The 16,480-nt window shown below is 70.6% G+C and carries 13 protein-coding genes; 8 read left to right on the top strand and 5 right to left on the bottom strand.

Features of this window, described 5'->3' with window-relative positions; translation table 11 throughout:
• Positions 1-46 precede the first annotated feature (46 nt).
• The 4 genes from dcd (at position 47) to V6D49_RS13650 (ending at position 4,060) form a co-directional block, all read left to right on the top strand.
• Positions 47-622: a dCTP deaminase gene (gene dcd / locus V6D49_RS13635; RefSeq protein ID WP_340559874.1), complete on the top strand. Its 576-nt coding sequence runs from the start codon at positions 47-49 to the stop codon at positions 620-622.
• Positions 619-1,116, top strand: a complete 498-nt coding sequence (locus V6D49_RS13640; RefSeq protein WP_340559875.1) for a phosphoribosyltransferase — start codon at positions 619-621, stop codon at positions 1,114-1,116. Before dcd ends, V6D49_RS13640 begins: the two co-directional genes overlap by 4 nt.
• A 127-nt stretch (positions 1,117-1,243) precedes the next feature.
• A complete protein-coding gene (locus tag V6D49_RS13645) occupies positions 1,244-3,463 on the top strand; it encodes a terpene synthase family protein (protein WP_340559876.1) in 2,220 nt (739 codons plus the stop codon).
• Positions 3,464-3,505: 42 nt separating this feature from the next.
• Positions 3,506-4,060 carry a GNAT family N-acetyltransferase gene (locus V6D49_RS13650; protein WP_340559878.1) on the top strand — a complete coding sequence of 185 codons (555 nt, stop codon included), beginning with the start codon at positions 3,506-3,508 and terminating at the stop codon, positions 4,058-4,060.
• A gap of 23 nt (positions 4,061-4,083) precedes the next feature.
• Here V6D49_RS13650 and V6D49_RS13655 read toward each other — a convergent pair whose 3' ends face one another.
• The 5 genes from V6D49_RS13655 to V6D49_RS13675 form a co-directional block, all read right to left on the bottom strand.
• Entirely contained in the window at positions 4,084-5,037 is a 954-nt protein-coding gene (locus tag V6D49_RS13655) for a Yip1 family protein (protein ID WP_340559879.1), read from the bottom strand.
• A 115-nt stretch (positions 5,038-5,152) separates the two neighbouring features.
• A complete protein-coding gene (locus V6D49_RS13660; RefSeq protein WP_340559881.1) occupies positions 5,153-5,620 on the bottom strand; it encodes an ATP-binding protein in 468 nt (155 codons plus the stop codon).
• Between the two features lie 140 nt (positions 5,621-5,760).
• The gene (locus V6D49_RS13665; RefSeq protein WP_340559883.1) at positions 5,761-8,007 is read right to left on the bottom strand and encodes a (Fe-S)-binding protein; all 2,247 of its coding nucleotides are present in this window, start codon (positions 8,005-8,007) and stop codon (positions 5,761-5,763) included.
• A gap of 178 nt (positions 8,008-8,185) precedes the next feature.
• On the bottom strand, positions 8,186-10,483 hold the full coding sequence (locus tag V6D49_RS13670; RefSeq protein WP_340559885.1) for a (Fe-S)-binding protein: 2,298 nt from the start codon (positions 10,481-10,483) through the stop codon (positions 8,186-8,188).
• 206 nt (positions 10,484-10,689) lie between these two features.
• A complete protein-coding gene (locus tag V6D49_RS13675) occupies positions 10,690-11,784 on the bottom strand; it encodes a M23 family metallopeptidase (protein WP_340559886.1) in 1,095 nt (364 codons plus the stop codon).
• A 408-nt stretch (positions 11,785-12,192) separates the two neighbouring features.
• On the opposite strand from V6D49_RS13675, the gene dnaK reads away from it, so the two are divergent.
• The 4 genes from dnaK (at position 12,193) to V6D49_RS13695 (ending at position 16,479) form a co-directional block, all read left to right on the top strand.
• Positions 12,193-14,049: a molecular chaperone DnaK gene (dnaK, locus tag V6D49_RS13680; protein WP_340559887.1), complete on the top strand. Its 1,857-nt coding sequence runs from the start codon at positions 12,193-12,195 to the stop codon at positions 14,047-14,049.
• On the top strand, positions 14,046-14,741 hold the full coding sequence (gene grpE, locus V6D49_RS13685; RefSeq protein WP_340559888.1) for a nucleotide exchange factor GrpE: 696 nt from the start codon (positions 14,046-14,048) through the stop codon (positions 14,739-14,741). Before dnaK ends, grpE begins: the two co-directional genes overlap by 4 nt.
• An 81-nt stretch (positions 14,742-14,822) precedes the next feature.
• Positions 14,823-15,995, top strand: a complete 1,173-nt coding sequence (gene dnaJ / locus V6D49_RS13690; RefSeq protein ID WP_340559890.1) for a molecular chaperone DnaJ — start codon at positions 14,823-14,825, stop codon at positions 15,993-15,995.
• Position 15,996: 1 nt separating this feature from the next.
• A complete protein-coding gene (locus V6D49_RS13695; protein ID WP_340559892.1) occupies positions 15,997-16,479 on the top strand; it encodes a heat shock protein transcriptional repressor HspR in 483 nt (160 codons plus the stop codon).
• The last annotated feature ends 1 nt before the right edge of the window (position 16,480 follow it).

Genomic DNA, 16,480 nt, shown 5'->3' on the forward strand with positions numbered 1-16,480 from the left:
CGGGGGTGATTGCGCCTGGTCCCGCCCGTGCGCGTACCCTCGGGGGGTGCTTCTCTCAGACAAGGACATCCGGACCGAGATCGACACGGGCCGGGTGCGGATCGAGCCGTACGACGCGGCGCTCGTGCAGCCGTCGAGCATCGACGTCCGGCTGGACCGCTACTTCCGGGTGTTCGAGAACCACCGCTACCCCCACATCGACCCGGCGGTCGAGCAGCCGGACCTGACGCGGCTGGTGGAGCCGGAGGGGGACGAGCCGTTCATCCTGCATCCCGGCGAGTTCGTGCTGGCGTCCACCTTCGAGGTCGTGACGCTGCCGGACGACATCGCGTCGCGGCTGGAGGGGAAGAGCTCGCTCGGACGTCTCGGGCTGCTGACGCACTCGACGGCGGGGTTCATCGACCCGGGTTTCTCCGGGCACGTGACGCTGGAGCTGAGCAACGTCGCCACCCTGCCGATCAAGCTGTGGCCGGGGATGAAGATCGGCCAGCTCTGCATGTTCCGTCTGTCGTCGCCCGCGGAGCACCCGTACGGCGCGGCCCGGTACGGCTCGCGGTACCAGAACCAGCGCGGCCCGACGCCGTCGCGCTCCTATCTGAACTTCGACCGGACGCAGGTATGAGCGACGAGCGTGAGGAGCTGACGTACGAGCGGTTCGGGGTCGCGGTCCGGGAGCTGGCGCAGAGCGTCGCCGACGACGGGTTCGAGCCGGACGTCGTGCTGTCGGTGGCGCGCGGCGGGGTGTTCGTCGCGGGGGCGCTCGCCTACGCGCTGGACTGCAAGAACCTGCACCTGGTCAACGTCGAGTTCTACACCGGCGTGGGGACGACGCTGCCGATGCCGGTGATGCTGGCGCCGGTGCCGAACGCCGTCGACTTCTCCGACAAGCGCGTCCTCATCGCGGACGACGTCGCGGACACGGGCAAGACGCTGAAGCTGATCCACGACTTCTGCGCGGGGCACGTCGCGGACGTCCGCAGCGCGGTGATCTACGAGAAGCCGCAGTCGCTGGTGCGCTGCGAGTACGTGTGGAAGCGGACCGACGCGTGGATCAACTTCCCGTGGTCGACGGAACCGCCGGTGGTGCGCCGGGCGGGCCAGGTGCTCGACGCCTGAGGCCAACTCCGTTGCCCTGGAGCGGAATTCACCCGTAGCGGTGGTTTGCCCGGGCCGGCGGATTGCGCGGGACCCACGGGGTAGGGCTGGGCCGTCCGGGTTGCGCTGACCGCCGGGAGAGGGTTCCGTGTCACAGCCGTTCGTCCTGCCCGATTTCTACACGCCGTACCCCGCGCGGCTGAATCCCCACGTGGAGGAGGCGCGTGCGCACGCCTCGGAGTGGGCCCGCCGGATGGGGATGCTGGAAGGGTCGGGTATCTGGGAGCAGAGCGACCTCGACGCCCACGACTACGCCCTGCTCTGCGCCTACACGCACCCCGACGCCGACGGCCCCGCGCTGTCGCTCATCACCGACTGGTACGTGTGGGTCTTCTTCTTCGACGACCACTTCCTGGAGTGCTTCAAGCGCTCCCAGGACCGGGCGGGCGGGAAGGCGTACCTCGACCGGCTGCCGGCGTTCATGCCGATGGACCGGTCCGTCGGCATGCCCGAGCCGACGAACCCGGTGGAGGCGGGCCTCGCCGACCTGTGGGAGCGGACGGTGCCCGCGATGTCCCTGGAGTGGCGGGCCCGGTTCGCGGAGAGCACCGAGAACCTGCTCAACGAGTCGCTGTGGGAGCTGTCCAACATCAACATCGGCCGGGTGCCGAACCCGGTGGAGTACATCGAGATGCGCCGCAAGGTCGGCGGCGCGCCGTGGTCGGCGGGTCTCGTGGAGTACGCGGCGCGCGCCGAGGTGCCGGACGCCGTCGCCGCGTCGCGCCCGCTGCGGGTGCTGCGGGACGCGTTCTCCGACGGCGTCCACCTGCGCAACGACCTGTTCTCCTACGAGCGGGAGACGCGGGAGGAGGGGGAACTCAGCAACGGCGTGCTCGTCCTGGAGCACTTCCTGAACTGCTCGACGCAGGAGGCCGCCGAGGCCGTCAACGACCTGCTGACGTCCCGCATCCAGCAGTTCGAGAACACCGCGCTCACCGAACTGCCCGCGCTCTGCGCCGAGCACGGCCTGACGCCCGGGCAGTGCGCGGACGTGGCGGCGTACGTGAAGGGGCTGCAGGACTGGCAGTCGGGCGGGCACGAGTGGCACATGCGCTCCAGCCGCTACATGAACGGCGCCGGGGACGGGGCGGGGAGCGGCCGGCTGTTCCTCGGCCCGAGGGGGCTCGGCACCTCGGCCGCCGACGTCCGGCTGACGACGCGGCGTGCGGAGCGGGCGCGGGCGCGGACCTTCACCCACGTGCCGTTCCAGCGGGTGGGGCCGTCCCGGCTGCCGGAGTTCGACATCCCGTTCCCGGCCCGGCTCAGCCCCCACCTCGACCAGGCCCGCGAGCACGTCGTCGAGTGGGCGGACCGAATGGGCATCCTGGAGCCACAGCCCGGCTACCCGACCTCCGGCGTCTGGGACCACAAGCGGCTGCGCGACATCGACCTCCCGCTGTGCGCGGCGGGCATCGGTCCGGACTCCTCGCCCGAGGAGCTCAACCTCTCCTCGGACTGGCTGGCCTGGGGCACCTACGGCGACGACTACTACCCCGTCGTCTTCGGCGCCCCGCGCGACCTCGTCGGGGCGAAGGCCGCCACGGACCGGTTGCGGCTGTTCATGCCGCTGGACGACCCCGCCTCCGCCACCGTACAGACCCCGGTGAACGCGCTCGAGCGGGGGCTGGCCGACCTGTGGGCCCGCACGGCCGGGCCGATGACGCCGACGGCGCGGCGGCGGTTCCGCACGTCGGTCGAGGACATGACGGACAGCTGGCTGTGGGAGCTGGCCAACCAGGCGCAGAACCGCGTGCCCGACCCCGTCGACTACCTGGAGATGCGCCGCTTCACCTTCGGCTCCGACATGACGATGAGCCTGTGCCGGCTGCGCCGGGGGCTGAGCGTGCCCGACGAGGTGTACCGCAGCGGCGTCGTCCGGTCGCTGGAGAACTCCGCGGCGGACTACGCGATGCTGCTCAACGACGTCTTCTCCTACCAGAAGGAGATCGAGGTCGAGGGCGAGGTGCACAACGGCATCCTCGTCGTGCAGAACTTCTTCGACTGCGACTACACGGACGGTCTGCGCATCATCGACGACCTCATGCGCGGCAGGATGAGCCAGTTCCAGCACATCGTGCGCACGCAGCTCCCCGTGGTCTGCGACGACTTCGACCTCGGCGAGGAACAGCGTGCGGGGCTGGACGCCTACGTGCGGGACCTGGAGAACTGGCTCTCCGGCATCCACGTGTGGCACCGCGACTGCCGCCGCTACCGGGAGGAGGACCTGCACCGGCCCTTCACGCCGCCGACGCCGCGCGGCATCGGCACGGCGGCCGTCCGGCTCGCGGAGGCGCTGCGCGGAGCCTGAAACCCGGTGCGGCGGGCCGTGCGCGTGGGGCAGGCTACGGGCATGCGAGGAGACGTCCAGCTGCGGCCGCTCGACGCGGCGCTCCTGTCCGCCCTGCTGGAGGCGGCGGTGGCCGACGCCGATCCGGAGGAGGTCATGCCGCCCGTGCCCGGCCCGCCCGGCTGGACCGACGCGCGGCGGGAGGCGTTTCTGCGCTTCCACCGGGGCCGGGCGCACGGCCTCGCGGCGGACCCGGTGGAGACGACGTACGCGGTGCTCCTGAGCGGTGCACCCGGTGCGGACCCGGAGGGGCGGGGCGTGCGGGTGGTCGGTGCCGCGCGGCTCTGCCCCGTTCCGCCCGGCGGCCAGGAGGCGGAGGCCGGGCTGTGGCTCGGCCGTTCGGTCCGCCGGACGGGGGTGGGCGAGGCCGCGTTCCGGCTGCTGGTGGAGGAGGCCCGCGCTGCGGGCCGGTCCGGCGTCGTCGCCTCCACGACGCCGGACAACCACGGAGCCCGTCGGCTGCTCGCGGCCCTCGGCGCCCGTACGGCGGTCACCGCCGACGCCGTCGAGGCGCGCCTCTCCCTGCGGCCCGCCGACGGACCCGGCGAGCGGGCGTGATCGGGGGCCGGAGGGTCGGAGGGTTAGAGCGTGCCGAGCTTCATCAGGAAGAGCAGGGCCAGGAGCTGGATCGCGGACGCGCCCAGCGCCTTCGTCCACGGCAGGTCGTGCGAGCGGCTGACCATGGAGGTGAACAGCGCGGCGGCGGCGGCCCAGGTGAGCCACCCGACGACCTGGACGAACGTCGCGTCGCCGCCGAGGAAGAAGGCGAACAGCAGCCGGGGCGCGTCGGTGAGCGAGGCGATCAGCATCGCCATGCCGACCGTCGGGGCCCACGTGCCGTCGCCCCCGAACTGACGGGCCAGCGTGTGCGTCACCGAGCCGAGCACGAGTCCGGAGAGGACGACGGCGAGGCCCGTGATGAGCACGAAGGGGATCGCGCTCCCGAGCGGAGCCTTGAGCACCTCCTCCCGCGCTTCGTCGAGTCCGAAGACGGCGAGCAGCCCGTAGAGGAAGGTGACCGCGATCGCCGTGCCCCACACGGCGTGGTCGCGCATCTGCCAGAAGGTCGCGTTGGGCCGCAGGACGATGCCGGACAGCAGCTGCTTCCAGTGCAGGCGGGGGCCGGGCGGGGGCCCGGTGCGGCCTGCGGCGTACGTGGAGCCGCCGCCGTAGTCCGGCCCCGCCGCGCCGTCCATCTCGTCGTGGATGCTGAACTGACGCGTGTGGCCCGGGTTGTTGGCGTACGGGTCCGCAAGACCGGGAGCGCCGAGGTACTCCGGCTCGCCGTAGGCCGGCCCGCCACCCTGCCCCTGCGGGGCGTGACCGGGCGCCGTCGGGTGCTGCGGACCGGAACCGTACGGTCCGCCCTGACCCGCGCCCGGCTGAGCGGGCTGCCCCCACGTCACCGGTTGCTGCCCGTGCCCCGCCCGGCCCTGCCCGTAGGGCGTCTGCGGGGGGTGCCCGTGGTGAGGCGGTTGCTGCCCCTGCTGTGCGTTGCGCGCGTCCCGGCCGCGTCCCATCCTGAATCCAGCCACGCTCTCGAACGTACCGCGTCCGGTGCGCGGGCGGAGCGCGAGGGCCGGGTATCGGCGCTGCTTGTGGCGGGTTCGGTACATCCCGTAGGTGCGCGCCCTAAGGGGCGGGGGCGGGTCAGGGGTGGGGCGTCGTCGCGGGAGTGGGCAGCGTGACGGCCAGCGTGACGACGGTGCCGGCGCCGACGGCGTCCGGGTCGGCCGCGGTGATGCTGAGCCGGTCCGTCGTGAGGCGGGCCAGCCAGAGCCCGCGGCCGTCGGCACAGCCGTCGAGGCCGGGCAGCAGTTCGGGGATGACGTCGGCGGTGAAGCCGGGGCCCGCGTCGCTGACCTGGGCCTCCAACTCGTGCCCGACGCGCCGCAGGACCAGCGTGCCGTGGCCGCCCGCGTGCTCGACGGCGTTGGTCAGCACCTCGTCCACGGCGAGGACGAAGTCGCCCCGGCGGGGTTCGGTGAGCCCGGCCGAGGCGGCGCAGACCTCGACGCCGACCCTCAGCTGAGGCAGCGTGCGGGCCGTGAACCGCTGCTTGAGCAACTGCTGTTCCGGCCGTCCGGGGCGGGAGGGAGCCGCCATGTCAACGGGCATAGGGCAGAGGCTAGGGGTGGCCACCCCCTGCCCAACAGACCGGTGCACATAGCGTCTTGAAACTCGCAGCAGCTGACTGAAATTGATCAGAACTGGACTGAACTTGACCGGGGGCGGGGGCTTGGCTGCTTCCTTGCCCGTCAGGCAGGCTCCGTGGTCCCCGACGTCGGCTCGGTTTCCCTGACGACCGCCCGCAGGAGGAGTTGGGCGACGTCGACGACCTGGATGGATTCCTTGGCCTCGCCGTCGTTCTTCTTGCCGTTGACGGAGTCGGTGAGCATGACGAGGCAGAAGGGGCAGGCGGTGGAGACGATGTCGGGGTTGAGGGAGAGGGCTTCGTCGACGCGTTCGTTGTTGATGCGTTTGCCGATGCGCTCTTCCATCCACATGCGGGCGCCGCCGGCGCCGCAGCAGAAGCCGCGTTCCTTGTGGCGGTGCATTTCCTCGTTGCGCAGGCCGGGGACCTTGCCGATGATCTCGCGGGGCGGGGTGTAGACCTGGTTGTGGCGGCCGAGGTAGCAGGGGTCGTGGTAGGTGATCAGACCCTCTACCGGTGTGACGGGGACGAGTTTGCCGTCGTCGATGAGGTGCTGGAGCAGTTGGGTGTGGTGGATGACCTCGTAGTGGCCGCCCAGCTGGGGGTACTCGTTGGCGATCGTGTTGAAGCAGTGCGGACACGTCGCCACGATCTTCCTCCGGCCCCGGGGGAGATCGCCGAAGGCCGCGTCGAGGGTGGCGATGTTCTCCTCGCCGAGTTGCTGGAAGAGGAACTCGTTGCCGAGGCGGCGGGGGGAGTCGCCGGTGCACTTCTCGTCGCCGCCCATGATCGCGAACTTCACACCCGCGATGTGGAGGAGTTCGGCGAAGGCCTTGGTGGTCTTCTTGGCGCGGTCCTCCAGGGCGCCGGCGCAGCCGACCCAGTACAGGTACTCGACCTCGGTCAGGTCCTCGATCGTCTTCCCGACGACCGGCACCTCGAAGCCCGCCTCCCGCTCAAGCTCTCTCGTCCATTCCAGCCGCTGCTTCTTGGCCAGGCCCCAGGGGTTGCCCTTCTTCTCCAGGTTCTTGAGCATCGTGCCCGCCTCTGACGGGAACGCCGACTCGATCATGACCTGGTAGCGGCGCATGTCGACGATGTGGTCGACGTGCTCGATGTCGACGGGGCACTGTTCGACGCAGGCGCCGCAGGTGGTGCAGGACCACAGCACGTCCGGGTCGATGACGCCGTTCTCCTCCAGCGTCCCGATCAGCGGACGCTCGGCCTCCGCCAACGCGGCGGCCGGAACGTCGGCCAGTTGCTCGGACGTTCCCCGCTCCTCGCCCTCGGCGTTCTTGCCGCCGCCCGCCAGCAGGTAGGGGGCCTTGGCGTAGGCGTGGTCCCGCAGGGACAGGACGAGCAGCTTGGGGGAGAGCGGCTTGCCGGTGTTCCAGGCGGGGCACTGGGACTGGCAGCGGCCGCACTCGGTGCAGGTGGAGAAGTCCAGCAGGCCCTTCCAGGAGAAGTGCTCGACCTGGGAGACGCCGAACTGGGTCTCCTCACCGCCCTCCTCGTCGAAGACCGTCTCGAAGTCGATCGGCTTGCCACCGGACGACATCGGCAGCAGGGCGCCCAGGGCGTCCCCGCCACGGGCGTTCCGCTTGAACCAGATGTTGGGGAAGGCCAGGAACCGGTGCCAGGCGATGCCCATGCTGATGTTGAGGCCGACCGTGATCATCCAGATCATCGTCGTGCCGAGCTTGATCATGGCCCAGAAGTAGACGAGGTTCTGGAGGGTGCTGAGCTCCAGGCCGCTGAAGGCGGCGACGAGCGGGTACGAGACGAAGTACGCCGGCTCGTAGTGGTCGACGCCGTGCAGCGCGCCTTCGAGTCCGCGCAGCATCAGGATCGCCAGCCCGATGACGAAGATGACGTACTCGACGAAGTACGCCTGCCAGGCCGTCGAGCCGGTGAAGCGGGACTTGCGGCCCGCCCGCGAGGGCAGGTTCAGCAGCCGGATGACCATGAGCACGGCGATGCCCAGCGTCGTCATGAGACCGATGAACTCGATGTACATCTCGTACGGCAGCCAGCCACCGAGGACGGGGAGCGTCCAGTCCGCCTGGAAGAGCTGCCCGTAGGCGTTGATGATGGTCGGCGGCAGCGTGAGGAAGCCGATCGCGACGAACCAGTGCGCGACGCCGATCACGCCCCACTTGTTCATGCGGGTGTGGCCCAGGAACTCCCTGACCAGCGTGGCGGTACGGGCCTTCGGATCGTCGGTGCGCAGCCCGGCCGGCACGGGACCGCCGAGCTTCATGATCCGGACGATCTGGACGACGGCACGCGTGATGAGTGCCAGACCGACCGCGGTGAGGCTCAGCGTGACGATGATCGCGGCGAGTTGCATGACGTCTCCCCGGGCCCGGGACGGTGGGCGGCGTGTGGGGGAGAGGCCCCGGGGCCCTCACCGGCACCCTACGCGGAAGATCGCCCGCGCGCCGGGAGCCGGGCCGTCGACGCGGAACGGCCGGTCCCGCGAGGTGCGGGACCGGCCGTTCCGGTGTCAGGACGTCGGGGCGTCGGCGTCAGCGGGCCGGCTGCGGCTCGGGTGCGGGTTCACCGGCGTCCGCGTCGGCCTCCCCGCCGTCCTCCGGTCCGTCGGTCGGCGTCTTCACGGACTCCAGGAGGAGTTGGGCGACGTCGACGACCTGGATGGATTCCTTGGCCTCGCCGTCGTTCTTCTTGCCGTTGACGGAGTCGGTGAGCATGACGAGGCAGAAGGGGCAGGCGGTGGAGACGATGTCGGGGTTGAGGGAGAGGGCTTCGTCGACGCGTTCGTTGTTGATGCGTTTGCCGATGCGCTCTTCCATCCACATGCGGGCGCCGCCGGCGCCGCAGCAGAAGCCGCGTTCCTTGTGGCGGTGCATTTCCTCGTTGCGCAGGCCGGGGACCTTGCCGATGATCTCGCGGGGCGGGGTGTAGACCTGGTTGTGGCGGCCGAGGTAGCAGGGGTCGTGGTAGGTGATCAGACCCTCTACCGGTGTGACGGGGACGAGTTTGCCGTCGTCGATGAGGTGCTGGAGCAGTTGGGTGTGGTGGATGACCTCGTAGTGGCCGCCCAGCTGGGGGTACTCGTTGGCGATCGTGTTGAAGCAGTGCGGACACGTCGCCACGATCTTCTTCTTCGACGCCGGGAGCCTGGTCGACTCGTCTTCGTCGTCCTCACCGAACGCCGCGTTCAGCGTCGCGACGTTCTCCTCACCCAGCTGCTGGAAGAGGAACTCGTTGCCGAGGCGGCGGGGGGAGTCGCCGGTGCACTTCTCGTCGCCGCCCATGATCGCGAACTTCACACCCGCCATGTGGAGGAGTTCGGCGAAGGCCTTGGTGGTCTTCTTGGCGCGGTCCTCCAGGGCGCCGGCGCAGCCGACCCAGTACAGGTACTCGACCTCGGTCAGGTCCTCGATCGTCTTCCCGACGACCGGCACCTCGAAATCGACCTCCTTGGTCCATTCCAGGCGCTGCTTCTTGGCCAGGCCCCAGGGGTTGCCCTTCTTCTCCAGGTTCTTGAGCATCGTGCCCGCCTCTGACGGGAACGCGGACTCGATCATGACCTGGTAGCGGCGCATGTCGACGATGTGGTCGACGTGCTCGATGTCGACGGGGCACTGTTCGACGCAGGCGCCGCAGGTGGTGCAGGACCACAGCACGTCCGGGTCGATGACGCCGTTCTCCTCCAGCGTCCCGATCAGCGGACGCTCGGCCTCGGCCAGCGCGGCGGCCGGAACGTCCTTGAGCTGCTCCGCGGTGGCCTGCTCCTCGCCCTCGGCGTTCTTGCCGCCACCCGCGAGCAGGTAGGGCGCCTTGGCGTGCGAGTGGTCCCGCAGGGACATGATCAGCAGCTTCGGTGACAGCGGCTTGCCGGTGTTCCAGGCGGGGCACTGGGACTGGCAGCGGCCGCACTCGGTGCAGGTGGAGAAGTCCAGCAGGCCCTTCCAGGAGAAGTGCTCGACCTGGGAGACGCCGAACTGGGTCTCCTCGCCGCCCTCCTCGTCGAAGACCGTCTCGAAGTCGATCGGCTTGCCACCGGACGTCATCGGCTGCAGCTCGCCCAGGGCGGTGCCGCCGCGCGCGTCGCGCTTGAACCAGATGTTGGGGAAGGCCAGGAACCGGTGCCAGGCGATGCTCATGTCGATGTTCGTGCTGACGGTGATCATCCAGATCATCGTCGTGCCGAGCTTGATCATCGCGAACAGGTAGACCAGGTTCTCCACCGTGCCGGTGCTGAGCCCGTCCACCGCGGCCGTCACCGCGTAGGAGGCGAAGTTCTCCAGCCCCCACGAGGCGTGGTGCAGCGCGCCCTCCAGGCCGCGCAGCACGTAGATCGCCAGACCGATGGTGAAGATGACGTACTCGACGAAGTACGCCTGCCAGGCCGTCGAGCCGGTGAAGCGGGACTTGCGGCCCGCCCGCGAGGGCAGGTTCAGCAGCCGGATCACCATGAGCACGGCGATGCCCAGCGTCGTGGCGACGCCGATGAACTCGATGTACAGCTCGTAGGGCAGCCAGCCGCCGAGCACCGGCAGCGTCCAGTCCGGCACGAACAGCTGCCCGTAGGCGGCGATGATCGTGGGCGGAAGGGTGAGGAAGCCGATCGCGACGAACCAGTGCGCGACACCGACGACGCCCCACCTGTTCATCCGGGTATGGCCCAGGAACTCCCTGACCAGCGTGACCGAGCGCTGCCACGGGTCGTTCGCGCGGGCGCCGGCCGGGGCGGGCTGCCCGAGCTTGAAGAACCGCACGAACTGGGCGACGGCTCGCGCGAGCAGCGCAATGCCGACGACGCTGAGGGCCAGCGAGACGACGATCGCGGCGAGTTGCATGGGGGCTCCTCGGGCCTGCGGAGGCGGTAGCGGCGTCGGCGGGGCGAGCGGGCCCAGCCGGTGCACACGTACGTACTAGTTAGTAACTTAGTCAGTCCGTACGAGACTATCCACAATCCGTCCCGCGCTGTACCGCCCTCTGCGGTGATCTGCGTCGCTGAGGGTCGGCTAACCCGCCCGGGCGGCCGTCGGCGCCGGGTCGGCCCTCAGATCACCACGCCCCGCGCCCGCAGCCAGGGCACGGGGCTGACGCTGGAGCCCTGTGCCGGTGAGCTCCGGACCTCGAAGTGCAGGTGGGGGCCGCTGGAATTGCCCGTGGAGCCGGAGAGCGCGATCTGCTGGCCCGCCTGCACCCGCTGGCCGACGCCGACCTGGATCACCGACAGGTGGGCGTAGTGCGTCCAGTAGCCGTTCCCGTGGGCGAGGACGACCTCGTTGCCGTAGGGGCCGCCGTAGCCCGCCCGTACGACGGTGCCGCCGCCCACGGCCCGGACCGGGGTGCCGGTCCGCACCGCGAAGTCCTGCCCCGTGTGGCCGCTGGACCACAGACCGCCCCGGGCCGCGTATCCGGCGGTCAGGACGTACGACGCGACGGGGGCGACCCAGGCGCTGCGCGAGGCGGGGGCCGGACGTTCGGGGGCGCGTCGACGCTCGGCACGGGCCCGCAGTCGGGTCGCGCGCTCCTGGGCGCGCTCCAGTGCGGCGTCCACCTGGTGCTTCAGCCGGTGCCGGCGTGCCTCTTCGGCCTGGAGTCGCTCCAGCGCGCGGTCGGCCTCCTCCTTCTCCCGCGCCAGCTCGGCCCGTACCTCCTTCGCGGAGCGCGCGAGCCGCACCACGGCCCGGTTGTTGCGGGCCAGGTAGCCCGAGGTCGCCAGGAACTCCTCCGGCGAGTCGGCCACGACGACCTGGGCCCCGGGCAGGAACGTTCCGTTGCGGTACTGGCTGGCCGCTGCGGCACCCACGGCGCGCCGCAGGACGTCGTACTCCGCGCGCTTGCGGTCCAGCCGGTCGCTCAGCCGGTCGACGGCCTTGCGTTGCCGCTCGGCGGCGGCCTTGGCGCGTTCGTACCGCTTCGTGACGCGGTCGGCCTTGCGGGAGACGCGGGCGGCCTCCGCCACGGCGGCCTCGGTCGAGCGGAGCGGCCGGGTCCCGGCGGGGTCGCCCGCCGCCGGGTGGTGGGCGGCGGGCGGACGGTGCGGGGTGGCGGTCGCGGGCCCGCCCGCGAGGGCGGCGGCGAGTGCCGCGGCGGCCAGGCAGGTGGGCAGCGCGATGCGCCGGGGGCGAGGCCGATCAGCACGCACCGGACACCATCTCCGTCTCTCCTGTCGCGAAGGGGGTTCACCGATCACTGGCTGCCCTGTCCTCGGAGCGTGATCGTTAAAGCGCGGAACGGGATAATCGCGACATAATTCAGCCCGCCGCAGTCATAAGCAGATGAGACGACGATCGGTTCACCCGCTTGTCTGCGCGGGGCCTGGCGGGGTGGGCGGCCGGGGTGGGTCGGTCGGCCTGTCTGTCGGAGTCATGTGCTGGGTGCGGGATCTGTTGATGGTTGCTCTGCTGGTGCGCTGACCTGCAGTTTTGTCAGCGGTGCGTCATGCCTCGGCAAGCGACTTGAGTCGGCCGGACTCAGCTCCGTTGACATCGGTGCGGCCGTCATGCACTCTTGAGTGAGTTCCACTCAAGGCTTAGCTGGAGGAGATTCCGAAATGGCACGTGCGGTCGGCATCGACCTGGGTACGACGAACTCCGTCGTCAGTGTCCTCGAAGGCGGTGAGCCCACCGTCATCACCAACGCGGAGGGCGCCAGGACCACGCCGTCCGTCGTCGCCTTCGCGAAGAACGGCGAGGTGCTGGTCGGCGAGGTCGCCAAGCGCCAGGCCGTCACCAACGTGGACCGGACGATCCGGTCGGTCAAGCGCCACATGGGCACCGACTGGAAGATCAACCTGGACGGCAAGGACTTCAACCCGCAGCAGATCAGCGCGTTCGTGCTGCAGAAGCTGAAGCGGGACGCCGAGGCGTACCTGGGCGAGAAGGTCACCGACGCCGTCATCACCGTCCCGGCCTACTTCAACGACCACGAGCGTCAGGCCACCAAGGAGGCCGGTGAGATCGCGGGCCTCAACGTCCTGCGCATCGTCAACGAGCCGACGGCCGCGGCGCTCGCCTACGGCATGGAGAAGGAAGACCAGACGATCCTGGTCTTCGACCTCGGCGGCGGCACCTTCGACGTCTCGCTGCTCGAGATCGGCGACGGCGTGGTCGAGGTGAAGGCCACCAACGGTGACAACCACCTCGGTGGTGACGACTGGGACCAGCGCGTCGTCGACTACCTGGTCAAGCAGTTCCAGTCCGGTCACGGCGTGGACCTCTCCAAGGACAAGATGGCGCTCCAGCGCCTGCGCGAGGCGGCCGAGAAGGCCAAGATCGAGCTGTCCTCGTCCACCGAGACCACGATCAACCTGCCCTACATCACCGCCTCCGCCGAGGGTCCGCTGCACCTCGACGAGAAGCTGACGCGGGCGCAGTTCCAGCAGCTCACGCAGGACCTGCTGGACCGCTGCAAGACCCCGTTCCACAACGTCATCAAGGACGCGGGCATCCAGCTCAACCAGATCGACCACGTCGTGCTGGTCGGCGGTTCGACGCGGATGCCGGCCGTCGCCGAGCTCGTCAAGGAGCTGACCGGCGGCAAGGAGGCCAACAAGGGCGTCAACCCGGACGAGGTCGTCGCCATCGGCGCCTCGCTCCAGGCCGGTGTCCTCAAGGGCGAGGTCAAGGACGTCCTGCTGCTCGACGTCACCCCGCTGTCCCTCGGCATCGAGACCAAGGGCGGCATCATGACGAAGCTCATCGAGCGCAACACCACGATCCCGACGAAGCGCTCGGAGATCTTCACCACGGCCGAGGACAACCAGCCGTCGGTGCAGATCCAGGTCTACCAGGGCGAGCGCGAGATCGCGGCGTACAACAAGAAGCTCGGGATGTTCGAGCTGACCGGCCTGCCGCCGGCCCCGCGCGGTGTGCCGCAGGTCGAGGTCACCTTCGACATCGACGCCAACGGCATCATGCACGTCTCCGCCAAGGACCTCGGTACCGGCAAGGAGCAGCGCATGACCGTCACCGGTGGCTCCGCGCTGCCGAAGGACGACATCGAGCGCATGATGCGGGACGCCGAGCAGTACGCGGAGGAGGACTCCAAGCGCCGCGAGGCCGCCGAGACGCGGAACCAGGCGGAGCAGCTCGTCTACACGACCGAGAAGTTCCTCCAGGAGAACGAGGACAAGGTCCCGGCCGACACCAAGGGTGAGGTCGAGGAGGCCGTCAGCGACCTCAAGGAGAAGCTGAAGGGCGAGGACACCGCAGCGATCCGCGAGGCCACCGAGAAGGTCGCCGCGACGAGCCAGAAGCTCGGTCAGGCCCTGTACGCCGACGCCCAGGCCCAGCAGGCCGCCGGCGGCGCCCAGGGTGAGGCCGGCCAAGCGCAGGGCGGGGACGACGACGTCGTCGACGCCGAGATCGTGGACGACGAGAAGACCGACCGAAAGGGAGGTGCGGCGTGACGGAGGAGACCCCGGGCTTCGACAACGAGAAGCCCGACGTCCCCGCCGACGCCTCCGCATCACCCGATGAGGCTGCCGCCCAGGGCGCCGGTCCCGCCGACGAGGCGGGCCCGGCGGCCGGGGCCGGGGACTCCAAGGAGCTCCAGGAAGTGGCGCTCACCGCGCAGCTGGACCAGGCCAGGACGGCGCTCGGCGAGCGCACCCAGGACCTCCAGCGGCTGCAGGCGGAGTTCGCCAACTACCGGCGCCGGGTGGAGCGCGACCGCATCGCCGTCAAGGAGATCGCGGTGGCCAACCTCCTCACCGAGCTGCTCCCGGTGCTCGACGACATCGGGCGGGCCCGGGACCACGGCGAGCTGGTCGGCGGCTTCAAGTCGGTGGCCGAGTCGCTGGAGACGGTGGTGGCCAAGATGGGCCTCCACCAGTTCGGCAAGGAGGGCGAGCCCTTCGACCCGACGGTGCACGAGGCGCTGATGCACGCGTACTCGCCGGACGTCTCCGAGACCACGTGCGTGCAGATCCTGCAGCCGGGGTATCGCATCGGCGAGCGCACGATCCGCCCCGCGCGGGTCGGTGTCGCCGAGCCCCAGCCCGGAAGCGCGCAGTCGGCCTCGGACACCGAGGCCAAGGGCGAGCAGGGCGACGAGAAGCCGGCGACGGACGAGGAGAACGGTGGCCCGGAGCAGGGCTGACGCGGACGAGCGCCGCCGGGCGGGCCGCCGTGCGCGGCCCGCCCGGGGCGTGGCAGGACGAGGGAAGGAGGGACGCCGCGCATGAACCTCAGCAGGGAAGTGCTGGAGAAGGACCTCTACAAGGTCCTCGGTGTCCCCAAGGACGCCACCGAGGCGGAGATCAAGAAGGCCTACCGCAAGCTCGCCCGCGAGTACCATCCGGACGCCAACAAGGGCGACGTCAAGGCCGAGGAGCGGTTCAAGGAGGTCGGCGAGGCCAACGAGGTCCTGTCCGACGCCAAGTCCCGCAAGGAGTACGACGAGGCGCGGGCCCTGCTGGGCAGCGGCGGCTTCCGTCCCGGCCCCGGGGCGGGCGGCGGCAACTTCAACTTCGACCTGGGGGACCTCTTCGGCGGTACCCAGGGCAGCCCCGGCGGCGGCTTCGGGGGCGGTATCGGCGACGTCTTCGGCGGCCTGTTCAACCGGGGCGGGACCACGACACGCACCCAGCCGCGGCGCGGCCAGGACGTCGAGTCGGAGGTGACGCTCAGCTTCACCGAGGCCGTGGACGGCGCCACGGTGCCGCTGCGCATGTCCAGCAGCGCCGCCTGCAAGGCGTGTTCGGGCACCGGCGACAAGAACGGCACACCACGGGTGTGTCCGACGTGCGTGGGGACGGGGCAGGTCAGCCGGGGCGGCGGTGGCGGCTTCTCGCTCACCGACCCGTGCCTGGACTGCAAGGGCCGCGGCCTGATCGCGGAGAACCCGTGCGAGGTGTGCCGGGGCAGCGGGCGGGCGACGAGCTCCCGCACCATGCAGGTCCGCATCCCGGCCGGGGTGTCGGACGGCCAGCGCATCCGGCTGCGCGGCAAGGGCGCCCCCGGTGAGCGCGGCGGTCCCAACGGCGACCTGTACGTCGTCGTCCACGTCGACGCGCACCCCGTGTTCGGGCGGCGCGGCGACAACCTGACGGTCACCGTGCCCGTCACCTTCGCGGAGGCCGCCCTCGGCGCGGAGATCAGCGTCCCGACGCTCGGCGGGCCGCCGGTGACGTTGAAGCTGCCGCCCGGGACGCCCGCCGGGCGCACCCTGCGGGCCCGGGGCAAGGGAGCCACGCGCAAGGACGGCACGCGCGGGGACCTGCTGGTGACCGTCGAGGTGACGGTGCCGAAGGAGTTGGGCAAGAAGGCCAAGGAGGCCCTGGAGTCCTTCCGCGACGCGACGGCGGGGGAGGACCCACGGGCGGCGCTGTTCAAGGCCGCGAAGGGAGACTGAGGTGGACGGCCGAGATGCACGCAGGAACAACGCCGGTTCCCGCTTCCGCGGGGGCGGTTCCCCGTACGAGCTGACCGACGAGTCGCCGGTCTACGTCATCTCGGTCGCCGCCCAGCTGTCCGGGCTGCACCCGCAGACACTCCGCCAGTACGACCGCCTCGGCCTGGTCTCCCCCGACCGCACGGCCGGGCGCGGGCGCCGGTACTCGGCGCGCGACATCGAGCAGCTGCGCGAGGTGCAGCGGCTCAGCCAGGTCGAGGGCATCAACCTGGCCGGCATCAAGCGCATCATCGAGTTGGAGAACCAGGTCGCCGCGTTGCAGTCGCGCGTGGCCGAGCTCCAGCAGGCCGTGGAGGGCGCGGCGGTCGCGATGCGCCAGCGTGAGGCGCAGGTCCACGCCTCCTACCGGCGGGATCTCGTGCGCTACGAGGACGTGCAGCAGTCCAGCGCCCTGGTCGTCTGGCGTCCCCGCCGCAGCGACTGAC

Source organism: Streptomyces sp. GSL17-111 (assembly GCF_037911585.1).
Taxonomy (GTDB): domain Bacteria; phylum Actinomycetota; class Actinomycetes; order Streptomycetales; family Streptomycetaceae; genus Streptomyces.

Excerpts from the sequence above, each read along its gene's own strand:
- dnaK (WP_340559887.1), top strand. The coding sequence starts at position 12,193 with ATGGCACGTGCGGTCGGCATCGACCTGGGTACGACGAACTCCGTCGTC.
- V6D49_RS13665 (WP_340559883.1), bottom strand. The coding sequence starts at position 8,007 with ATGCAACTCGCCGCGATCATCGTCACGCTGAGCCTCACCGCGGTCGGT.
- dnaJ (WP_340559890.1), top strand. The coding sequence starts at position 14,823 with ATGAACCTCAGCAGGGAAGTGCTGGAGAAGGACCTCTACAAGGTCCTC.
- V6D49_RS13670 (WP_340559885.1), bottom strand. The coding sequence starts at position 10,483 with ATGCAACTCGCCGCGATCGTCGTCTCGCTGGCCCTCAGCGTCGTCGGC.
- V6D49_RS13640 (WP_340559875.1), top strand. The coding sequence starts at position 619 with ATGAGCGACGAGCGTGAGGAGCTGACGTACGAGCGGTTCGGGGTCGCG.
- V6D49_RS13650 (WP_340559878.1), top strand. The coding sequence starts at position 3,506 with ATGCGAGGAGACGTCCAGCTGCGGCCGCTCGACGCGGCGCTCCTGTCC.
- V6D49_RS13660 (WP_340559881.1), bottom strand. The coding sequence starts at position 5,620 with ATGCCCGTTGACATGGCGGCTCCCTCCCGCCCCGGACGGCCGGAACAG.